Source organism: Stenotrophomonas sp. SRS1 (genome assembly GCF_026130205.1).
In the GTDB taxonomy this organism is placed as follows: domain Bacteria; phylum Pseudomonadota; class Gammaproteobacteria; order Xanthomonadales; family Xanthomonadaceae; genus Stenotrophomonas; species Stenotrophomonas rhizophila_B.
Genome location: NZ_JAINFD010000003.1, coordinates 867,623 through 884,878, shown reverse-complemented (window position 1 = coordinate 884,878; position 17,256 = coordinate 867,623). Strand labels below are relative to the sequence as shown.

At 59.7% G+C, this 17,256-nt stretch carries 13 protein-coding genes and 1 pseudogene; 8 read left to right on the top strand and 6 right to left on the bottom strand.

The window, feature by feature from the left end:
• The first annotated feature begins 11 nt into the window (after positions 1-11).
• From K4043_RS14800 to K4043_RS14790, 3 genes and pseudogenes are all read left to right on the top strand, one after another.
• Positions 12-2,087 (top strand): hypothetical protein, encoded by a 2,076-nt coding sequence (locus K4043_RS14800; RefSeq protein WP_265309764.1) that lies wholly within the window; start codon positions 12-14, stop codon positions 2,085-2,087.
• Between the two features lie 111 nt (positions 2,088-2,198).
• A complete protein-coding gene (locus tag K4043_RS14795; RefSeq protein WP_265309763.1) occupies positions 2,199-5,489 on the top strand; it encodes a DEAD/DEAH box helicase family protein in 3,291 nt (1,096 codons plus the stop codon).
• A 53-nt stretch (positions 5,490-5,542) separates the two neighbouring features.
• Positions 5,543-6,466: pseudogene (locus K4043_RS14790) on the top strand (IS3 family transposase); the annotation flags it as partial.
• Between the two features lie 56 nt (positions 6,467-6,522).
• Here the strand turns inward: K4043_RS14790 and K4043_RS14785 are convergent.
• On the bottom strand, positions 6,523-7,455 hold the full coding sequence (locus K4043_RS14785) for an HNH endonuclease signature motif containing protein (RefSeq protein WP_265309762.1): 933 nt from the start codon (positions 7,453-7,455) through the stop codon (positions 6,523-6,525).
• Positions 7,456-7,591: 136 nt separating this feature from the next.
• Positions 7,592-7,807: a hypothetical protein gene (locus tag K4043_RS14780; RefSeq protein ID WP_265309761.1), complete on the bottom strand. Its 216-nt coding sequence runs from the start codon at positions 7,805-7,807 to the stop codon at positions 7,592-7,594.
• A 935-nt stretch (positions 7,808-8,742) separates the two neighbouring features.
• Here K4043_RS14780 and K4043_RS14775 point away from each other — a divergent pair.
• Positions 8,743-9,882, top strand: a complete 1,140-nt coding sequence (locus K4043_RS14775; protein WP_265309760.1) for a YncE family protein — start codon at positions 8,743-8,745, stop codon at positions 9,880-9,882.
• A 1,175-nt stretch (positions 9,883-11,057) separates the two neighbouring features.
• On the opposite strand, the gene K4043_RS14770 is transcribed toward K4043_RS14775, so the two are convergent.
• Complete coding sequence (locus K4043_RS14770; protein ID WP_265309759.1) at positions 11,058-12,614, bottom strand: ankyrin repeat domain-containing protein; 1,557 nt, start codon at positions 12,612-12,614, stop codon at positions 11,058-11,060.
• Complete coding sequence (locus tag K4043_RS14765; RefSeq protein ID WP_265309758.1) at positions 12,611-13,006, bottom strand: BlaI/MecI/CopY family transcriptional regulator; 396 nt, start codon at positions 13,004-13,006, stop codon at positions 12,611-12,613. The genes K4043_RS14770 and K4043_RS14765 overlap by 4 nt, the downstream gene beginning before the upstream one ends.
• Before the next feature lie 572 nt (positions 13,007-13,578).
• Between K4043_RS14765 and K4043_RS14760 the strand changes: the two genes are divergently transcribed.
• Positions 13,579-14,391 carry an alpha/beta hydrolase gene (locus tag K4043_RS14760; protein WP_265309757.1) on the top strand — a complete coding sequence of 271 codons (813 nt, stop codon included), beginning with the start codon at positions 13,579-13,581 and terminating at the stop codon, positions 14,389-14,391.
• Positions 14,392-14,505: 114 nt separating this feature from the next.
• Positions 14,506-14,682 (top strand): hypothetical protein, encoded by a 177-nt coding sequence (locus K4043_RS14755; protein ID WP_265309756.1) that lies wholly within the window; start codon positions 14,506-14,508, stop codon positions 14,680-14,682.
• Between the two features lie 12 nt (positions 14,683-14,694).
• Here the strand turns inward: K4043_RS14755 and K4043_RS14750 are convergent, their stop codons facing one another.
• Positions 14,695-15,537 carry an SAM-dependent methyltransferase gene (locus K4043_RS14750; RefSeq protein WP_019185715.1) on the bottom strand — a complete coding sequence of 281 codons (843 nt, stop codon included), beginning with the start codon at positions 15,535-15,537 and terminating at the stop codon, positions 14,695-14,697.
• Positions 15,538-15,730: 193 nt separating this feature from the next.
• Here K4043_RS14750 and K4043_RS14745 point away from each other — a divergent pair, with 193 nt between their 5' ends.
• On the top strand, positions 15,731-16,216 hold the full coding sequence (locus tag K4043_RS14745; protein WP_123731328.1) for a transposase: 486 nt from the start codon (positions 15,731-15,733) through the stop codon (positions 16,214-16,216).
• A 152-nt stretch (positions 16,217-16,368) separates the two neighbouring features.
• Here the strand turns inward: K4043_RS14745 and K4043_RS14740 are convergent, their stop codons facing one another.
• Positions 16,369-16,800 (bottom strand): hypothetical protein, encoded by a 432-nt coding sequence (locus K4043_RS14740; protein ID WP_265309755.1) that lies wholly within the window; start codon positions 16,798-16,800, stop codon positions 16,369-16,371.
• Positions 16,801-17,003: 203 nt separating this feature from the next.
• Between K4043_RS14740 and K4043_RS14735 the strand changes: the two genes are divergently transcribed.
• The gene (locus K4043_RS14735) at positions 17,004-17,246 is read left to right on the top strand and encodes a hypothetical protein (protein ID WP_265309754.1); all 243 of its coding nucleotides are present in this window, start codon (positions 17,004-17,006) and stop codon (positions 17,244-17,246) included.
• Positions 17,247-17,256: the final 10 nt, after the last annotated feature.

Here is a 17,256-nt window from a genome sequence, read left to right as displayed (position 1 = left end):
GGGGCCGAAACATGGATGTTGGCTGGCAGCAAGAACTCACCCGTTTGCTCTCGACTGATGAACTCAAGATCGGCGTGCTTCTAGCGTTGTGGGCGGGAGCGGGAACCATTCTGCTGGGTCTAGGAAGAGCCGCACTCTGGATCTTTTCGAAATTCCGCGACAGGGCAATTCAAAGGAACTTCGCATCCGCGTCCTTTGGTCAGGAAGAAGTCGACGCCGCTCTCCGAGGGTACGTGTTCCATCAGGGAATGCGCACTGACCCCAGTGCGAGAATTGAGTTGGCGGACGCGCTCTCGATGCGGACAAATAGCCTATTCGAGATGCTTGACGATGCGGTACTATCAAATGAATCTAATAAGTACGTATTCATATTTGCCGATTGCGGGATGGGCAAGACGACATTCCTTATTAATTATTTCCATCGGCGACGTACAAAGTTAAAGCGGAAGGGGCATTCAATGGCTCTAGTATCCCTGTCGCACTCCGGCTACTTGGACGAGATAAATGCTATCCCGCCCGACGAACGTCCAAAGACCGTACTCCTTATGGATGCCTTCGATGAGGACCCCCTAGTTCTAGAGGGAGTCACCAAGCGGTTGGATCTCCTTGTAGCGATGACGTTGGCCTTTAAATCGGTAGTTATCAGCTGCCGAAGCCAGTTCTTTGCTTCGATCAACGAGATCCCAATTGGTACTGGAGTGGTCAAAGCTGGCCCCACGCCTGCTGCCGTGTCAAAAGAGCATGAGTTCGGCCGAATCTACATTGCGCCTTTTGATGACAAGCGCGTAAGCAAGTATTTACGCAAAGCTTTTGGCATTGCATCGTGGCTCAAGAGACGTCGGGCGAGGGAGATGTTGGAACGCGTGCCTTCACTTGTCATGCGACCTATGCTTCTCGCACATATCTCTGATGTACTGGAGGAAGAGAATAGATCCTCCATGATGTCGCAGTCGGATATTTATCAGGCGATTGTCTCGGCGTGGGTTCGCAGGGAGAGTCGCTGGGTAGCGGACAAGCCCTTGCTTGACTTCTCAAAGCGATTGGCACTCGATATCTATCAACGCAGGCATGATCGCGGCGGCGAATATTGCACAAGAGATGAACTAGAGAGTCTGGCGAAATCTTGGGACATTAAAATCAGGCCTGAGTTTCTCACCGGCCGTTCACTGCTCAACAGGACGGACGACGGGCGTTGTAAGTTCGCACATCGCTCCATTATGGAGTACTTGGTTGCGACAGCTGTATTAGAAGGGCGAGCGAAAGGCTCAGTGGAACTCACAAGTCAAGTCGCAGCCTTCATCTTTGACCAGATCATCATCACCTATGACTTTCCCGAAGGCTGGCTAGATCAGAACGCGCGCGTAGACTTCGCAGAGCCGGAAGTCAGGCTAGGCTACCCGACAAACTACAATCTCTACCATGAAAGTGTAAATGAGCTCGATCCTGCTGCGGTGTTCGGCATGTGGGTCACTGATGAGCTTGGTACGTCCGACAGCCTTGGTGAATTCCTTCAGACAATGATCTCCCAGCTCAGCGGGCAAAGGCTCGTTGGGGATGTCAGAATTTCCGTCGCGCCCGGTGAAGCGGGATCGTTGGTCGCATACGTCTCTGTTTGGGGCGGCTCTGATGCTGTACTCAGCAGACTAACTATTTCCAGTCGTTCGTGGACGGCAGTTGTTGGCGACGGCTGGCTTGGGCGGGGCTTCTACAATGTGATTGCCCGGCCGGTGGTCCGAGGAGGAAGAGTTGAGGATCTCTCGTTCCGAGTTGCGACTCTTTGTAATTTCCCCACCGACTTCATTAAGGTGGACGCCGCAGATTGCTGCCAAATCGCGTCTGTCAGCCCTGGAGGTGCTGCGAATGGTGTCATTCTTAGATTAATCGTCGGAACTGACTCTCTGGGCCCATTAGCACCCTTCGGCATTCTAAAGGGTGGCGGATCTTGCTACCCCGATGGGAAAAAATATCGTCGTCTAAACCGACGAGAAGTCATTCCCAGCCCAGATCTGATCAGCAGAGAGCATTTTGCTCAGCCATTGCCATTAGTTTCAGCCGCAGAGAGATGGCCAACTGGTAAGCGAAACTAAAAGCAAGCGCTCGTAGCAAGGGGCGTGGGCGTATGGGATAACCGCACCCAAAAACTAGATTAAAGTGGTCGCTTCGCGGTCGCTAACCAATACATTATATGGAGCGATGGAATGATCCATGCAGAGGAAATGAGGAATTCTCTCGACGTTGCCCTGCCTAGACTTGAGCTGAAGGCTCGAAGCCCAATTGGCGAAATCCAAGCTTCTGTATGCGGCGAAGTGCGTGGTGTCGCGAACGTCACCATCTTATCAGAGAGAGGGGGGAGGATTCTTAGTGCGAGGGTGGCGCTCGGAGCGTATGAAATAGTGTGCTGCTTCCGGAAAAAGCACAAGACGGAGGGCGCGACCTATGAGATCCACGCGCCTGACGCTGAAATCGCTGATGGTGAACTCAGGTTCGGTAGCTCTGCTAGCTGGGAGCGGCATCCAGCTTCTCGTGCCCTCGAAGATGAGAGGTATGCTGATGACGTTACCAGAAGCTGGGTGGCCCAGCCGACCTTGGTAACCGAGGAGATCGATGAACACGGAAGCATTGTAAAGCCGGGTCTTCGTCCACCTCAGGTAGGTGCGATTCACGCATTAGCTGCCCACTGGAGCGTTAAGAGTGTTCCTGCAACCGTGGTATTACCGACTGGAACGGGCAAGACGGACGTAATGATCTCAGCCTCAATGCTGGTAAGAAGTAAGAGGACACTTGTCCTAGTCCCCAGTGATGCTTTGAGGACTCAGATTTCAGATCACTTCAGAAGTCTCGGAGTTCTCCGGATGGTTGGAGCAGTTAGCGACGAAGCCAAAAATCCGGTTGTAGCAAGGATGACAAGGGCACCCAAGAATGCTTGTGATCAACACTCACTCATGGCGGCAAACGTGATTGTGTCAACAACGCAGCTGGTCCAAGGGTTGGGTGTGGAGGATCTTCAGCGATTCCTCGGAGGCTTTGAACTCATTGTTTTCGACGAGGCGCACCATGTGCCCGCTCCTTCTTGGGCAAAGGTACATGGATGTATCAATCGTAAAACGAAGGTACTCCTTGTCACCGCAACTCCGTACAGGAATGATGGAAAGCGGCTTCCTGGGGAGATCATCTATCAGTTCCCTCTTAGGATGGCGCAGCAGCAGGGCTACTTCACAAAAATCTCAGTAACACGTGTTCACGAGGAGGGCCGCGAAGACGCAGATGCAGCGATCGCGCGAGCGGCAATTCAACAGCTCCGCAGCGACCAGATTATTGGATACACACATTTGGTACTAGCGCGGGCGAGCTCGAAGGACCATGCAGACCTTCTCTTGGCCGAGTACCTAAAGCAAGGCTGTGAGTTGAACCCAGTTGTGCTGCATTCTGACCTACCTAAGGACGCTCAGAGATCAGCTGTCCGTGGGCTTAGGGAGGGGATCAATCGCATTGTAATCTGTGTTGATATGCTAGGTGAAGGCTTCGATTTGCCTTCGCTAAAGATCGCGGCGATGCATGAGGTGCATAAAAGCCTTCCGGTAACTTTGCAGTTTGTAGGCCGATTCACCAGAAGCTCAGGAGCGGTGGGCGGAGCCACAGTCATCCTTAACATGGCGGAGCCCATGGCTGAGACGGCAATCTCCGAATTGTTCAACGAAGATGCGGACTGGAACGAGATCGTTCCCGAACTAAGCGCAAGCGCGATCAAAAGCCAAGAGGATATTCAGGCCTTTACGAACTCCATGAGGGATTTGGTTAAACCGGAGGACGTTGTCTTTGACCTCGCATCGCTAGCACCAAAACTGAGTGTGTCCATGTACTCCGTAGACGGATTCCAGCCTGGAAGATTATCTGGTGCGCTTGGAAAAAACTCTGTCATTCACCAGAGCTGGATAAGTTCTAACAAAGATCTCCTAGTCGCCATAACCCGGGATCTGGCGTTCCCTGACTGGACTGCGGCTAAGGGGGCGGCAGGTTTCACTTGGAATCTGAGTATTTTTTCGTTCGATGAAGATCGACGTCTCATCTACGTGAATAGCACTCTGGGACAGAGCAAGATCTCCGCGATTGCGCGAGCATTGGGTGGGAGGGACTCTAAGCGAATCGCTGGCGAGAGAATGTTCAGGGTGTTCCATGGGCTTCACAGGTCAATCCTTCAGAACGTTGGACTCTATAGAAGGGGGAATATTCGGTTCCAGATGCTTGCAGGTGTAGACATTGGAACGCACGTCTCTAGTGCAGTTCAGGCGGGTAGCTCAAAATCCAACCTATTTGCTACCGGCTACGATGACGGAAAGAAGGTAAATGTAGGCGCCTCTTTCAAAGGTGGAGTCTGGTCGATGTCTCCAACTTCAATTCCTGACTGGCTCGCTTGGTCAAACAGGATTGCATTAAAGCTCTCTGACGACACCATTCCAACAAACACCTTTCTGCAGTTCGCCATGATCCCCGTCGAGGTCACGGAAAGGCCGCAGGTAGATATCTTTACATGCGTACCTCCCGATGAGCTTCTTCCAGGCGACTATTACGGGGAACGGAAAATATCGGTGTATTCAATTTCGCGATCATATAATCAGCTCGACCTTGACTTCAGTCGGGTGACGGTCAGCGATACGGACGTGCTTCTTGACATTGTTGTCGACGGTGTTCACGTTACCACCTACAGCATGATGTGGGGAAAAAAATTCGCAGTTTCACATTCTAGTGGGCCAAGAATCAGGGTGATGGAAGACGGCCAAGAGATTGATATGGGGGATTTCCTGTCGCTGAATCCTCCGGCACTCCTCCTGGTTGATGGGTCCGAGCTGGTTGGTTCCGTGCATCTAAAGCACCCGGGTGCCTCCCCATACACATTTCTCCCCGCATCGATACTTCCGTTGAATTGGGGTGCTACACCAATAACGCTTGAATCGAAATGGAAGAACGGCGTCAAGCGACCAAATTCTGTTCAAGGCTACATGATTGATCAATGTATTTCCGCAGGCACGTATGATTTTGTTATAGATGACGATGATTCCGGAGAAGCCGCCGATATCATTACTATCACCGAGAAGGAGGCTGAGAGAGAGCTCCACGTCACTCTGTTCCACTGTAAGTACGCATCTGGCGCAATTGCGTCCGCCAGATATGGTGATCTATATGAAGTCTGTGGTCAGGCTGTCAAAAGCTGCCGGCTACTAAACAAGCCGGCGGAGCTCCTCGCGCACGTCGCAAGACGTGAGGGCAGGCTTGGAGGGCGCCCCACGCGCTTTGAGCTTGGAGACCTTGCATCTCTTAGCGCGCTACAGGGGCGCGTGTCGAGTTACCGAATGCGCTTGAGCATCTGTGTGGTCCAGCCGGGCTTGTCAGCTAAAGCGCTGAGCTCTGAGCTTTCCGCAGTGCTGGCTGCTGCCGATGGATTTGTATTGGAATTTACGGGGCGTCCGCTCCAAGTTTACGGTAACGATTAAGGGCAGCGTCCCGCCAAGATTGAGTGGCGCGGCGGTTTTGAGTCCAATCCCCAATGACAAGGGGATTGGGCGTGAAAAAGCACTTTTCCGAAGAGCAGATCATCGGCTTTCTGCTCGAAGCTGAGGCCGGCATGCCGATCAAGGACCTCGGTCGCCGACGTGGCTTCAGCGAGTCCTGGTCCTACCTGTGGCGCAGCAAGTTCGGCGGCATGAACTCGCGCGACGCCAAGCGGCTCAAGGACTTGGAGGCGGAGAACACGCTTGAAGAAAATACTGGAAAAACAGGTCTTCGAGAACGACGTCATCAAGGGTGCGTTAAGAAAAAATGGTGACCGCAGGCGCGCAGGATGCTGGTGCGGAGCATGGTCGAAAAGGGGCTGAGCGAGCGGCAAGCGCTGACTGTCGTACGGACGAGCGGGCTGCGTTACGAGTCCAGGCCGAACCACAACGGTGAGCTACGCGAGCTTGCGCACCCGCATAGACGCTATGGCGTGGGCATGATCCATCTGACGCCGCGACAGAAGGGGCTTTTCGTCAACTACAAGCGAGTAGAGCGGCTGTACCAGGAGGCGGGCCTGCAGCTGCGTCGCAAGAGGCGCGAAGAGGTGCCTATAGGTGAACGGCAGCCCCCTGCTGCGCCCGTCTGCTGCCAATCAAGTGTGCTAGATGGATTTCGTGTTCCCCCGTACCGCGGAAGGTCGGACAATCAAGTGCCTCACCATCGTTGACGATGCCACCCACGAAGCCGTGGCTGTCGAAGTGGAACGGGCCATTTCCGGGCAAGGCGTGTCCAGAGTCCTGGATAGGCTGGCAGTGCAGCGCGGCTTGCTGCAAGTGATCAGGACAGACAACGGCAAGGAATTTTGCGGTAAGGCGATGGTGGCATGGGCCCACGAAAAGGAGTTGCCCTGCGTCTGATCGAGCCGGGCAAACCGAACCAGAATGCTCAAGGCGAGACCTTCAACGGGAGGATTCGGACTCTAAAGCACGCCGGTACTCAGGCCGGGGGCGTCGCTCCACGCAAGAGCACTGACTAATCGGCAGGTATAGATAGAACTTTAGAGGATGGATTACTCATGTGAACTGGTGCTTCGAAGACGACGTCGCGGTGGAAGGCCAGGTAGTCCTGCTGCCGTTGTGAAAATGCTCCATACCTTTGACCACGCCTTAGAGCCAGCCCCAATCCCGCCTCCACCTCCGTGGGAAGATTGCATGCAACGAGCAGCTTTCCATTGTTCTCAAAGCTTATCCAGCCCTGGTCAAAAAGCAGATCCGCATGGGGGGCTAGCAATAGCCCGTTTTGTCCGTCAATTCGCTCATCGGCTTGGCTACTTGCCCATGGCTTGATGTGGCTAGCGCGTAGGAAGCGAAGGTCTTCAATTCCGGTAAGGCGACAGCCCTTCTCGAAGCTAACCAAGCGTTCGCGGAACAGCCTCTGCTTGGTCCGAACTTCTACCAGTTTCGTCTTAGTTGTTTCCGGCGCATCTATGGTTGCCTCTGCCTGAGCGACGACGATTTCGTCCCCAAAAAATCCAAATCCCTCGCTGGCCTCAATAGACTGCAGCCGAAAGACGATCGCATTCCGCAGATCGCCTCTAGTGTCCGGTGTATTCGGTTGGATGTAGGAGGAGAGAGCTACGAACTCCCCCAAATACCGATAGGGGCGCCCTTTACCCATCATCTGGAAGAGGATCAGCTTCTTGCCATCACTCACATGATGCTCAATCGCGCGATTCCCACCGGCGTAGCGCATGTCGCCACTTCGACCTTCACCGAAATAGTGAAAGACCTCGTCGTCATCCCAGAAGTCGCGGTAGCCATGTGAAATACCTGCCTCGCCAGTGAACGCGATGATGACAGCATTGTTCTTTGGCGTAGAGATGCCGCCCTGCTGTTGACCACCAAGCAGGGCGTGGACCTGCGCCTGTCGGTTGTAGAGAGCACCAAGCTGAAAAGGCAACTTCACTCAGGACTCGCATATCGATAGAAGGATGCGAAATATGCTACCTCAATCAATCATGGCGCCGTGATAGGCGCGCCATTTTCCCCAATTCCTCAGGCTACTGAGGAGATCCCAGCGATCCGACGAGCTTGGCTGCCCATCAACTGCTCAGCACCTGCCTCGATGGCGGCCAAAACGTATCCACCCGACAAAGTTCATAGTCCTCCCCAAACGCCAACGCGGCCTCTCTGGCCGGCAAGTCCGAGTAGCACTCCAACAGGTACTGATCCATGCCCGCATCCGCATGGTCAATAGCGAAGAAGCCCAACATGGCCTCGTCGAACGCCTCAAGCCAATCACCGTCAATCCTGGTCATCTGCAGTCCTCCCGATAGGCCAGAGAGGATGCCGCCACGCCGTCCTAAGGTCTGCGACTGAACCGGGCCAGTTGCGTCGCACCGTAGACGCCGCCAAGCAACCCCCGTCAGATCAACAGGAACAAGCGATTTCCGATCCGCCACACCAACGCGCATGGTGTTCATCGGAGTGTAGAAACTCTTCTAGCCACAAGATGTTGGACGTGCCTTTGTCGGGAGGGTGGCTAATGCAACACCCCCCAGGGGAAATACGCCCGCCGGTTGTGGCTAGACCGTTTCTAACCTCCCTACGCCCTTGCCATCCCGGCAAGGGCAAGCCCTGCAGGACGTCCAACATGTTGACGCCGTGGGAGGACGAACCCGATGACGCGCGTCCCAACCGCAAACCCTACGCCCACCCCGCATGCAGCTACCGCGTAGGCGCGCTGACGTAACCGGACCGCGAAGAGTGCGGTCCCGTCGAGATTTTTCCTTACCTCAAGCTGCGCGGCCGCTGGCTGGACAAGCTCGGCTTCGACGTAGGCGCTCGCCTGAAGGTGGAGGCCACGCACGGCAGCGTCATCCTTGCGGTGGTGGAGCGGCCCGTGCCGGTGGTCAAGAGGATCCCCCGCAAGTTGCAGCGCCGCACCGGCTGAGCACCGAGCCCACCCAAGTGCATCCGTGCTGCATACCGGGTTCGACCAGGGCCCGCCGGTGTTCGCGTTTGATGCTGGGCTGAAGTTGTGGGTGCTGCCGTTTGATCTGGAGCAGGGGAAACTGGAGGTGCCAAAAGGGGCTGCAGGTAGTAGCGGTGCACGCCATGCCCGCAGCCCATCCTGCTACCATTCCCCGCAAACCCAGCCAGCCCACCCAGCGCAGACAGATGCGGGGCCGGCCGTCACATGTACGGCCCAGCGAGCCAGGACACCCTCCCGTGCCCCTTCAAGGAAGCTCGCATGTACCGCAATTCTGTAATCCGTTCGGCCGCTCTGGCCCTCGCCATCTCCCTGAGCCTTGGCGCCCCGTCCGCGTTCGCCGCTGACCAGGCCACCGCATCCGCCAGCACCACCGCCGTCCAGCGCAAAGCCGTCGCCCAGGGTCTCTATGAGCTGGCCTTCAGCCCCAAACAGAATGCCGTGTTCGTCGCCTCATCGGGTGGCTTCGGTGATGCCGCTGGTCCGTCCCAGGTCCTGCGCCTGAACCCGGATACCTTGGCCGTCGAAACCGCCATCCCGCTGGAGCGCAAGGCGTTCGGCGTGGTGCTGGACGACGCCAACAACCGCCTGTACGTCGGTAACACGGTCGATACCTCGGTCACCGTGGTCGACACTGCTGCCAACAAGTCGGTCGGCATCGTGCAGCTGATGGAAAAGAAGGTCGGCAAGGACGGCAAGGCCGCCTACACCCACGATCTGCGCGAGCTGGTCGTCGATGGCGCCAACAACCGCCTGTACGTCACCGGGCACTCGGGCGAGGGCAGCGTGCTGTTCGTGGTGGACACGAAGTCGCTGAAGGTCATCAACACCATTCCGGGCCTGGGCAATGCCAAGGCGCCGGGTCTGGCGCTGGATGCCAAGGCCAAGCGTGTATACACCTCCAACCTGCTGGCCGAGGTCGTCACCGTGGGTACCGACACCGGCAAGGTCGAGCAGCGCTTCAAGGTCAGTGCGGAGCAGCCGATGAACATCGTGCTGGATCCCGCCGGCAAGCGCCTGTTCGTGACCGACCAGGGCTCGGAGATGATCCGCAAGTACCAGGCCAGCAGCTCGGGCTTCGAATCGAAGCATCCGGGCCAGCGTGTGCTGGTGCTGGACCGTTCCACCGGCAAGGAACTTGCCAGCATCCCGACTGATGCCGGTCCGCTGGGTATCCTGCTGGACGCACCGCGCAAGCGCCTGTACGTGACCAACCGCGATGGTGGCACGGTGACCGCGTACAACAGCGACACCTACAAGCAGGTGGCCACATACGCGGTGCCGACGCACCCGAACAGCCTGGCACTGGATGCCAAGAAGAACGTGCTGTACGTGACCGTCAAGAACGGTGACAGCGAGCCGAAGGGCAGCGAAGAGTCTGTTGCGCGGATTGCGCTGTAACTCTCTGCGGCTAGAACAAAAACCGGCCGCACTCTGCGGCCGGTTTCACTTTTGCACTCAATGTCGCATTCTTTTGGCCTGCTCGGCCCGCGTCAGCGTGTGGTGTGTCTGAGCTACCGAGCAAACTGCGTGCCCGTGTGAGACCCGCAGCGCCTGGGAATGCACACATCCATGGAGGTGTTTACAAACCTCGATTGGTGCACGATGCAGGCCACAAATACTTGGCCGCTGTCGGTGAACGCCCCTGAGAAGTGTTTGACGTCTGTGTAGGTGCAACGACCATTGTCGACGCCAGCAGTAGCTCGTCGTTGGCCCCCTACAGAGCTCTGCATCCTCATTTCACCAGTAGAGTGATAGGTAACGCCGACGGGAACCTGCCCGCTAGGTGCGGTCGTTGTAACCCAGTCAACACTCCTAGGAGCTCTCTGATGACCAAGCTCGCCATCCGCGGACTCTCCTTCACACGCCCAGCCACTAGCTGAGCCGCCTGCAATCCCGTCACCTGAAGAGGGTGTCATGCCAACCGATTCGCAGATCGCCTGGTGATACAGTTTCGTCGCTTCTGTTTGCTCATCGTAACGATAGATAAGGCGACCAAAGCCATCCGATTTCAGCAGCTGATCGACGGCCACAGATGCTCCATTGAAGTCGCTCCACTGACTACGTCTGATGACGTCAGTATCTCTATTGGCATCGGTCACAAACTGATCGGTGCTAGATGAAGACTCGGCAGCTGAGGCCTGCGCAGCCATAGCCAACGATACTAAAAATGCTACTGCAACCCTTTTCATCCTCATGTCGAAACCTCCACGTTTCGTTGAATGGAGGTGTGAGGTTCGCCGATGCCTAGACCTATATCAGTGATCAAGGTCAAATGCCAAAGATCTTCAGAGTTCTCCCACCTTGGCGTTGCTCACAGCAGTCGATCCTGAAGCTCATGAAGCGAGTTCGGTTTTCAGCGGCTGCTATCAAATGGCCGATCACCACTTGCAATCTGCTCGGTGCTAGACAGCCCATCGGTCATGCGATACCTCGAGCGATGCGCGAAAGACAGGCGTGCCCGTGCACGCCGCAGAGAGGAGCGATACGGTGCAGCTAAAGAGGGAACTGCGTGGCGGGCGATGGCGACGAAGGCCATCGCACCGATCAGCGTCAACCTTGGGCAATGCGTCCGCTCAGCGCCTGCCGGCGACCGCACCACGCTGGGTGAGGTAGTCACGGACGCGATCGTTCCGTGCCTGGTTCAGCGGTGAGCGCCATTGCCCGAAATCGGCCACAACGCCCAGGTTGACATCGGCACCGTGCTCGACCAGATAGGCCACGGTCTCTACATCGCCGGAGCGCGCAGCGTTGATCAGCGGTGTTTCGTCCAAGGCGACGATGCGGTTGACGTCGGCCCCGGCGCCGATCAGACGCTCGACGAGCGGCAAATGACCGCGACGTGCCGCAGCGATCAGTGGATTGCCATCGCCGCGCGATGCCAGGTCGGGCTGCGCGCCGAGAACCAGCAGGGCGTCGACCATCGCCAGTTCGCCTTGCTTGGCGGCGATGATCAGCGCGGTGCCGTCGCCACTGACCTGCGTGTCCACGGCAACACCCGTCTTGACCAGCTGTTGCACGCGGGAGATGTCGCCGTTGCTGGCCGCGCTGAGCAGTTGCTCGGCGTGCGGCGAGACGGTGCGCGACGTAGTGGCGGTTTCGTTCTCTGCAACGATGATCGCGTTGCCCAACCGCGGCGTAGCGGCCACGGTGACACCAACATGCGCGACCAGCGCAACCGCACACAGTGCGCCCCAGCCGAAGCGCGTTGTCCAGCGGGTCGAGCGCGTGTCCAAGTGGAGCAGCCCATCGATGCGCTGGCTCAAGCCACTGCGGGTGGCGGACATGCCGACGGCCAGTGGCGCGCTGCGCCCGCGCTGTGTCATCAGTCCGGCGATACCGGCCAGCAGGGAATTGGCATAGCCGGGGCCACTGCCGGTGCGCAGGGCCGCCTGTTCATCGCACGCCATCTCGCGGGCGAGATCCAGCCGACGGCCCAGCAGGTGCAGGAACGGGCTCCACCAGTACACGGCGAGCAGTGCACGCTGTGCAGCCGTGATCCACAGATCATGCCGACGAACATGCGCGGCTTCATGCAGCAGCAGATCACGCAGCGCGGCCGGGGGCAGGGTGGATGCCATCGTGGTCGGCACCAGAATGCGCGGCGACCACAGGCCAACCACCATCGGGCCCGGAGCGATATCGGATAGTGCAACGCTGGCACCCGCAGGCAGTTCTTCACCCAGCAGTGCTTCGTGCTGGGGCGACTGCCGCGCGCAGCGATGCAGGCGACGCGCTTGCCAGGCGCCTTGGCCTAGGCGGCTCAGGCCCCAGAGCGTGCCGAGCAACCAGATCAGTACGGCGCCGTGGAGCAGGGTCGGCGTGGTGGAGGCGGGGATCGTGTTGGTGATGCCGTCCACTTTCTGCGAGACAACCGGTACTGGAGCCTCGGTCGCTAAGGGCAGTACGGCCTGCTGCGCGACCTCAACAGTCGTCGGCGCGGTGCGAGGCAGCAGCACCAACAGCGGTGACGCCGCGGCCAGCACAAAGGCCGCGCAGAGCGCCCAGGAGCGCGCTTCAGCACTGAGCCGGCTGCGCCCTACTACAAGGGCGGCCAGCGCGAACAACAAGGCGCTCTGCCAGAGGTGTTGCACGGCCATCGTCGCCACGGCTTGGGTCCAATGCACGGTCATTTGGGCGTCCTCGAAGGAGATGCGTCGTCCACGCGCTGCTGCAGCGCTTTGAGCTCGTCAGCGTCCATGTCGTGCTCATCGATCAGGTGCTGGGCCAGCACGCTGGGCGAATCGTTGAAGAAGGACTTGAGCAGATTCTCCAACGCCTGTTTGCGCGCCTCGCTGCGGGTAATCGCGGCGCTGTAGATGAAGGCGCGACCCTCGCTGCGATGGTGGACCAGGCCTTTCTTGTCCAGCACCTTGAACATGGTCAGCACGGTCGTATAGGCGACCGGCTTCTTCCTGGACAGCTCATCGGTGACCTCACGCACGGACGCCTCCTTCTTCTTCCAGAGCACCTCCAGAATGCGGCGTTCGGCGTCGGTCAGGGCAGGCGATACGGGGCGGGCCATGGCTATCTACTGGTTCGTTAGTTGACGCCCGCATCGTGCGCCCGACGGATCGGGCATGTCAACTATGTAATTAGTAATGGCCGGCCTGCGCGGCGAACCATGGCTCCGCCGCGGCCACGTCGCCGGCACGCATCTATGGGGTGTCATGGCCACGCAACAGCGCGTAGCTGGCACAGCACTCGCTCTCCGGCCGCTGCCGCAGAGCAGCACGCAATGCCGCATGGGCTGCAGGATGCGCACCAAGGCCATGCAACAACAACGTAAGTGCCAGCCCACAGCAGGCGTTTCCGGACGCGCTGGGTTCCACTCGATGCGCAGCCTCCGGCGTGATCTCATGACAATCCATGTACCGGCTCCCACCCTCGACGATGCCCCATCGCAACTATCGTCCTGAGGTGTCGCAGATCCTGAGATCGTGGCCTCTGATTCATCCCTCTCACCCCTGAATGCCCCGGCCGGTATCAGTCAGCCCTGTGCACGTCACGTCAGCGACATCGCGCTTTCTTTCACGGCTCACCCAACCCCGTCTCCCTAGGATCGAACTTCATTCCCCATCGCTCCAAGGAGTTCCCATGGCTGCTTCCCGCGTTCGCCTGCACGTTGAAGATTCCGGTGGTACCGGCCGCCCGGTAGTGCTGATCCACGGCTGGCCGCTGTCGGCCGAATCGTGGAAGGCGCAGGTCCCCGCGCTGCGCGAGGCAGGCTACCGTGTGGTGGCCTATGACCGCCGTGGTTTCGGGCGCTCGGACAAGCCGGCCGATGGCTACGAGTACGACACGCTCGCCGATGATCTGGCCGGTGTGATCGAGGATCTGGACCTGAAAGACGCCACCCTGGTCGGCTTCTCGATGGGCGGTGGTGAAGTGGCGCGCTACGTCGCCACGCACGGCGAATCACGCCTGCACAGCGTGGTCTTCGCCTCGGCGGTGCCGCCGTACATGCTCAAGACCAGCGACAACCCCGAGGGCCCGCTGACGCAGGAAAAGGCTGATGAAATGCGCGAAGGCCTGGAGAAGGACCGCGACACCTTCTTCGATGGCTTCACCAAGGATTTCTTCAGCGCCAACGGCGAGCTCAAGGTCAGCGAGGAGGAGCGCCAGGCCGCCATCAAGCTCTGCCAGCAGTCCGACCAGACTGCGGCGCTGGGCTGCATGAAGGCCTTCGGCACGACCGACTTCCGCGGCGATCTCAAGAAGGTCACGGTGCCGACCTTGGTGCTGCACGGTGACAGCGATGGCACGGTCCCGTTCGAGGGTTCGGGCAAGCGCACCCATGCGGCCATCGCGGGCAGTGAGGTGGTGGTGCTGAAGGACGCGCCGCACGGCTGCAATGCCAGCCATGCCGATGCGTTCAACAAGGCGCTGCTGGACTTCCTGAAGAAGTAAGTCGCAGGTCGTTCTTCGCAGTACGCGCCCGGCACGTTGCGATGACGTGTCGGGCGTTCTTGTACGCTGCACAGACCAAGCGAAAGTGCAGCGCTACGCCACACGAGACTACCCATGCGCCAGACCCAGACACCGCCCTGGAAGAAGCCCAGTCCCAATGGAAAGAAAAAGTCGCAGCCGCTCTCCGAGGCGCAGAAGGATGCGGCACGTCAGCGCGCCGAGGAGAACGGGCGGCGCTATCCCAATCTGGTTGACAACATGTGGGCGGCCAAACTGCCACGCGGCAGTTGACCAGCTCCTTGCTCAGCGCTTGACCGCGAGCACCCCGTCCATCGCCAGCTCGGCCTTGAAGCCTGCCTTTTCCAGCCGCTTGGCGACCTCGCGCGGCACATCGCGGCCGCTGGTCAGTTTGTTCGGCGCACCGGTGTAGTGAAACATCCGGCCGCCCTTGCGGATGACGCGCGCGAGCTGGTCGTAGAACACCTGTGAGTACAGCTCGCCAGCGATGCCGAAGCGCGGCGGATCGTGCAGAATCGCGTCGACCGAGGCGGTCTCCAGCCCTTCGATTTCCTGCGACACGTCACCCTGGCTCAGCGCCAGCCGACCGCCGCTGCTTTCCGCGTCCGGATCGGGCGACCACGGATTGAGCGTGCGCAGCCACAGCACATCCGGATTCTTCTCGAACGAGCGGATACGGGTCACGCCACCTTCCAGGCAGCACGCCGCGAAGTAGCCCAGGCCGCCGCAGGTATCCAGCACCGTCTTGCCGGCCGGTGCGATCAGCGCGACCTTGCGGCGGGCATCCTCAAACGGGGAGACCTGCGCGCTGGGCAGCATCTTGATGCCGTCGATCTCGAAGGTCGGCGCGTCCCAGTCGGTCGGCACGAGCTTGATCAGCGCCGAGCCAAAGCGCGAGATCGCCAGGAATTCCTCGCCGTCCCAGTAGTACAGGGTGCGGTCCTTGGTCTTGCCGGGATAGGCGTAGGTTTCACCCTTCCACTGCCAGTGGTCGGCCGCCAGCGTGGCGGTGCCGGTGGAGCGGCCGAGGTCGAGCGAGCCGGTCCATTCGCCGGTGCCGGCATCGCGGGCGCGGGTCAGGCTCTCGGCGAGCGGGCGGGTCAGCAGGGGGCCGGTGTAGTGGGGCACGGGATCTCAGGCCGCGGCGCGAGCGCCAGACGGTATGGCAGTCAGGGGTGGGCATCGTACCTGAGAAGCCGCTGGCCGGCCGTCATGCAGCCCCGAGCTGCGAGGATTCCGACCCACGTGTGCGCGGGTATCCGAGGCGCCGGCAGGGAGTGCGCTGATCGAACTGCGCAGGGACGCTTCGGATACTTGGGTCATGTCCTACGACCACATCCTCTGGCCGACCGGTACCACCTATTTCTTCAGCGCGCACCTGCGCGATCGCAGCAGCAGCCTGCTGGTGGAACAGGCGCAGATCCTGCGGCTGGCGTTCCGGGTGGCGCAGCAGGCGCGGCCGTTCCGGATCAACGCGATCGTGGTGCTGCCGGACCATCTGCACGGCGTGTGGACGCTGCCGGAGGGCGACGAGGAGGGCCATCGCCGCTGGGCGCAGGTCCAGGCGATCTTCGACCGCCAGTTGCCGATGGCCGATCCACGGCTGCAGCTCCGGCGTGATCGCAGCCTGCGGCCACTGTGGCACAACGGCTTTCGCGAGCATCGGATCGTAGATGCCGAGGACCTGCAGCGGCATGTGGCCTACGTGCACCACAACCCGGTCAAGCACGGGCATGTGCGTGACGCGACGCAATGGCCGTACAGCTCGATCCACCGCGGCCGCCGCGAACCGGGGGAGGGCAGCTGACGTATGAGGATGGGGGCTTGCCCGCGGAGGCGTGCGGCAGGCGGTATCGGGGGATGGGTGTCGCGGACCGGGCTACTGGTGCGGGCGTGCGGTGGGCCGCAGCCGGCATCAGTGGCCCGGTAGGGGGGGGGGGGCGCGAAGCATCTTGGCGATCAGGGGCATTTCACCGGGAACACCGGCCCGGCACCGATCAGGACCAGTGCCATGTAGTCGCTGTCCTTTGCTTTGCCTTTGAGTGTGGCACCGGGGTTGAACTTGAAGATGCCGAAGCCGCCACCGGGGCGCACCAGGGCCTTGTTGATCTGGTCGGCATCGTCGCGGAAGAACTGGGCGATCTCTGCGCGGCTGGATTCCTGCAGCGGCGTGGCGTCGCGCTGCCATTGCTCATCGCGGTTGAAGGACACGTAGTACTGGCCCTGCTGCTGCTCGATCCGGAACTCCGCCGGCTTGCGTGCGTGGGTGGCGTAGCAGCCGAGCATCGGATCGGAGGAGAACACGCCGGCGCTGTTGTCCTTGCCGCAACCGGTCAGCAGGACAGGGGACAGGAGGAGCAGGCTGGAGAACAAGCTGGGCAACAAGCGCATGGCGGTTCCTGTCGGCGGATGTTGAGGGCATTGTCCAACACGGCATGAAAAGATCCCGTCTGTGTGCACCGCGGGCGATGGTGTACGGTGACGCGATTCTCAGGAGACACCCCGTGCTGCCAGATTCTCCGCAAGCGCCGCGCTCACCATCGACGGCGCCGATTTCGGCTCAGCGATTCCCGCTGCTCGGCCTGGCCAGCTTCATGGGCCTCCCCGTCGGGGCCGCCGCCGCCCACATCGCCACTGCGGCCAACCACGGGGTCACCGCGGGGGCCAGCACCACAGGTGTCTCCATCGGCGTCCTCGCGTCAGCGGCCGTGGGCCTGATCGCGACGGTCGGCTCGCGCGTGCGTCAGGAGCGCTGGCCGTGGCTGGGGATCGTCGGCGCGGTGTTCAGTGCCGCGCCGCTGGTGCTGTTCCTGGTCGGGATGATGTTCAAGCACTGAGGCAGCCAGT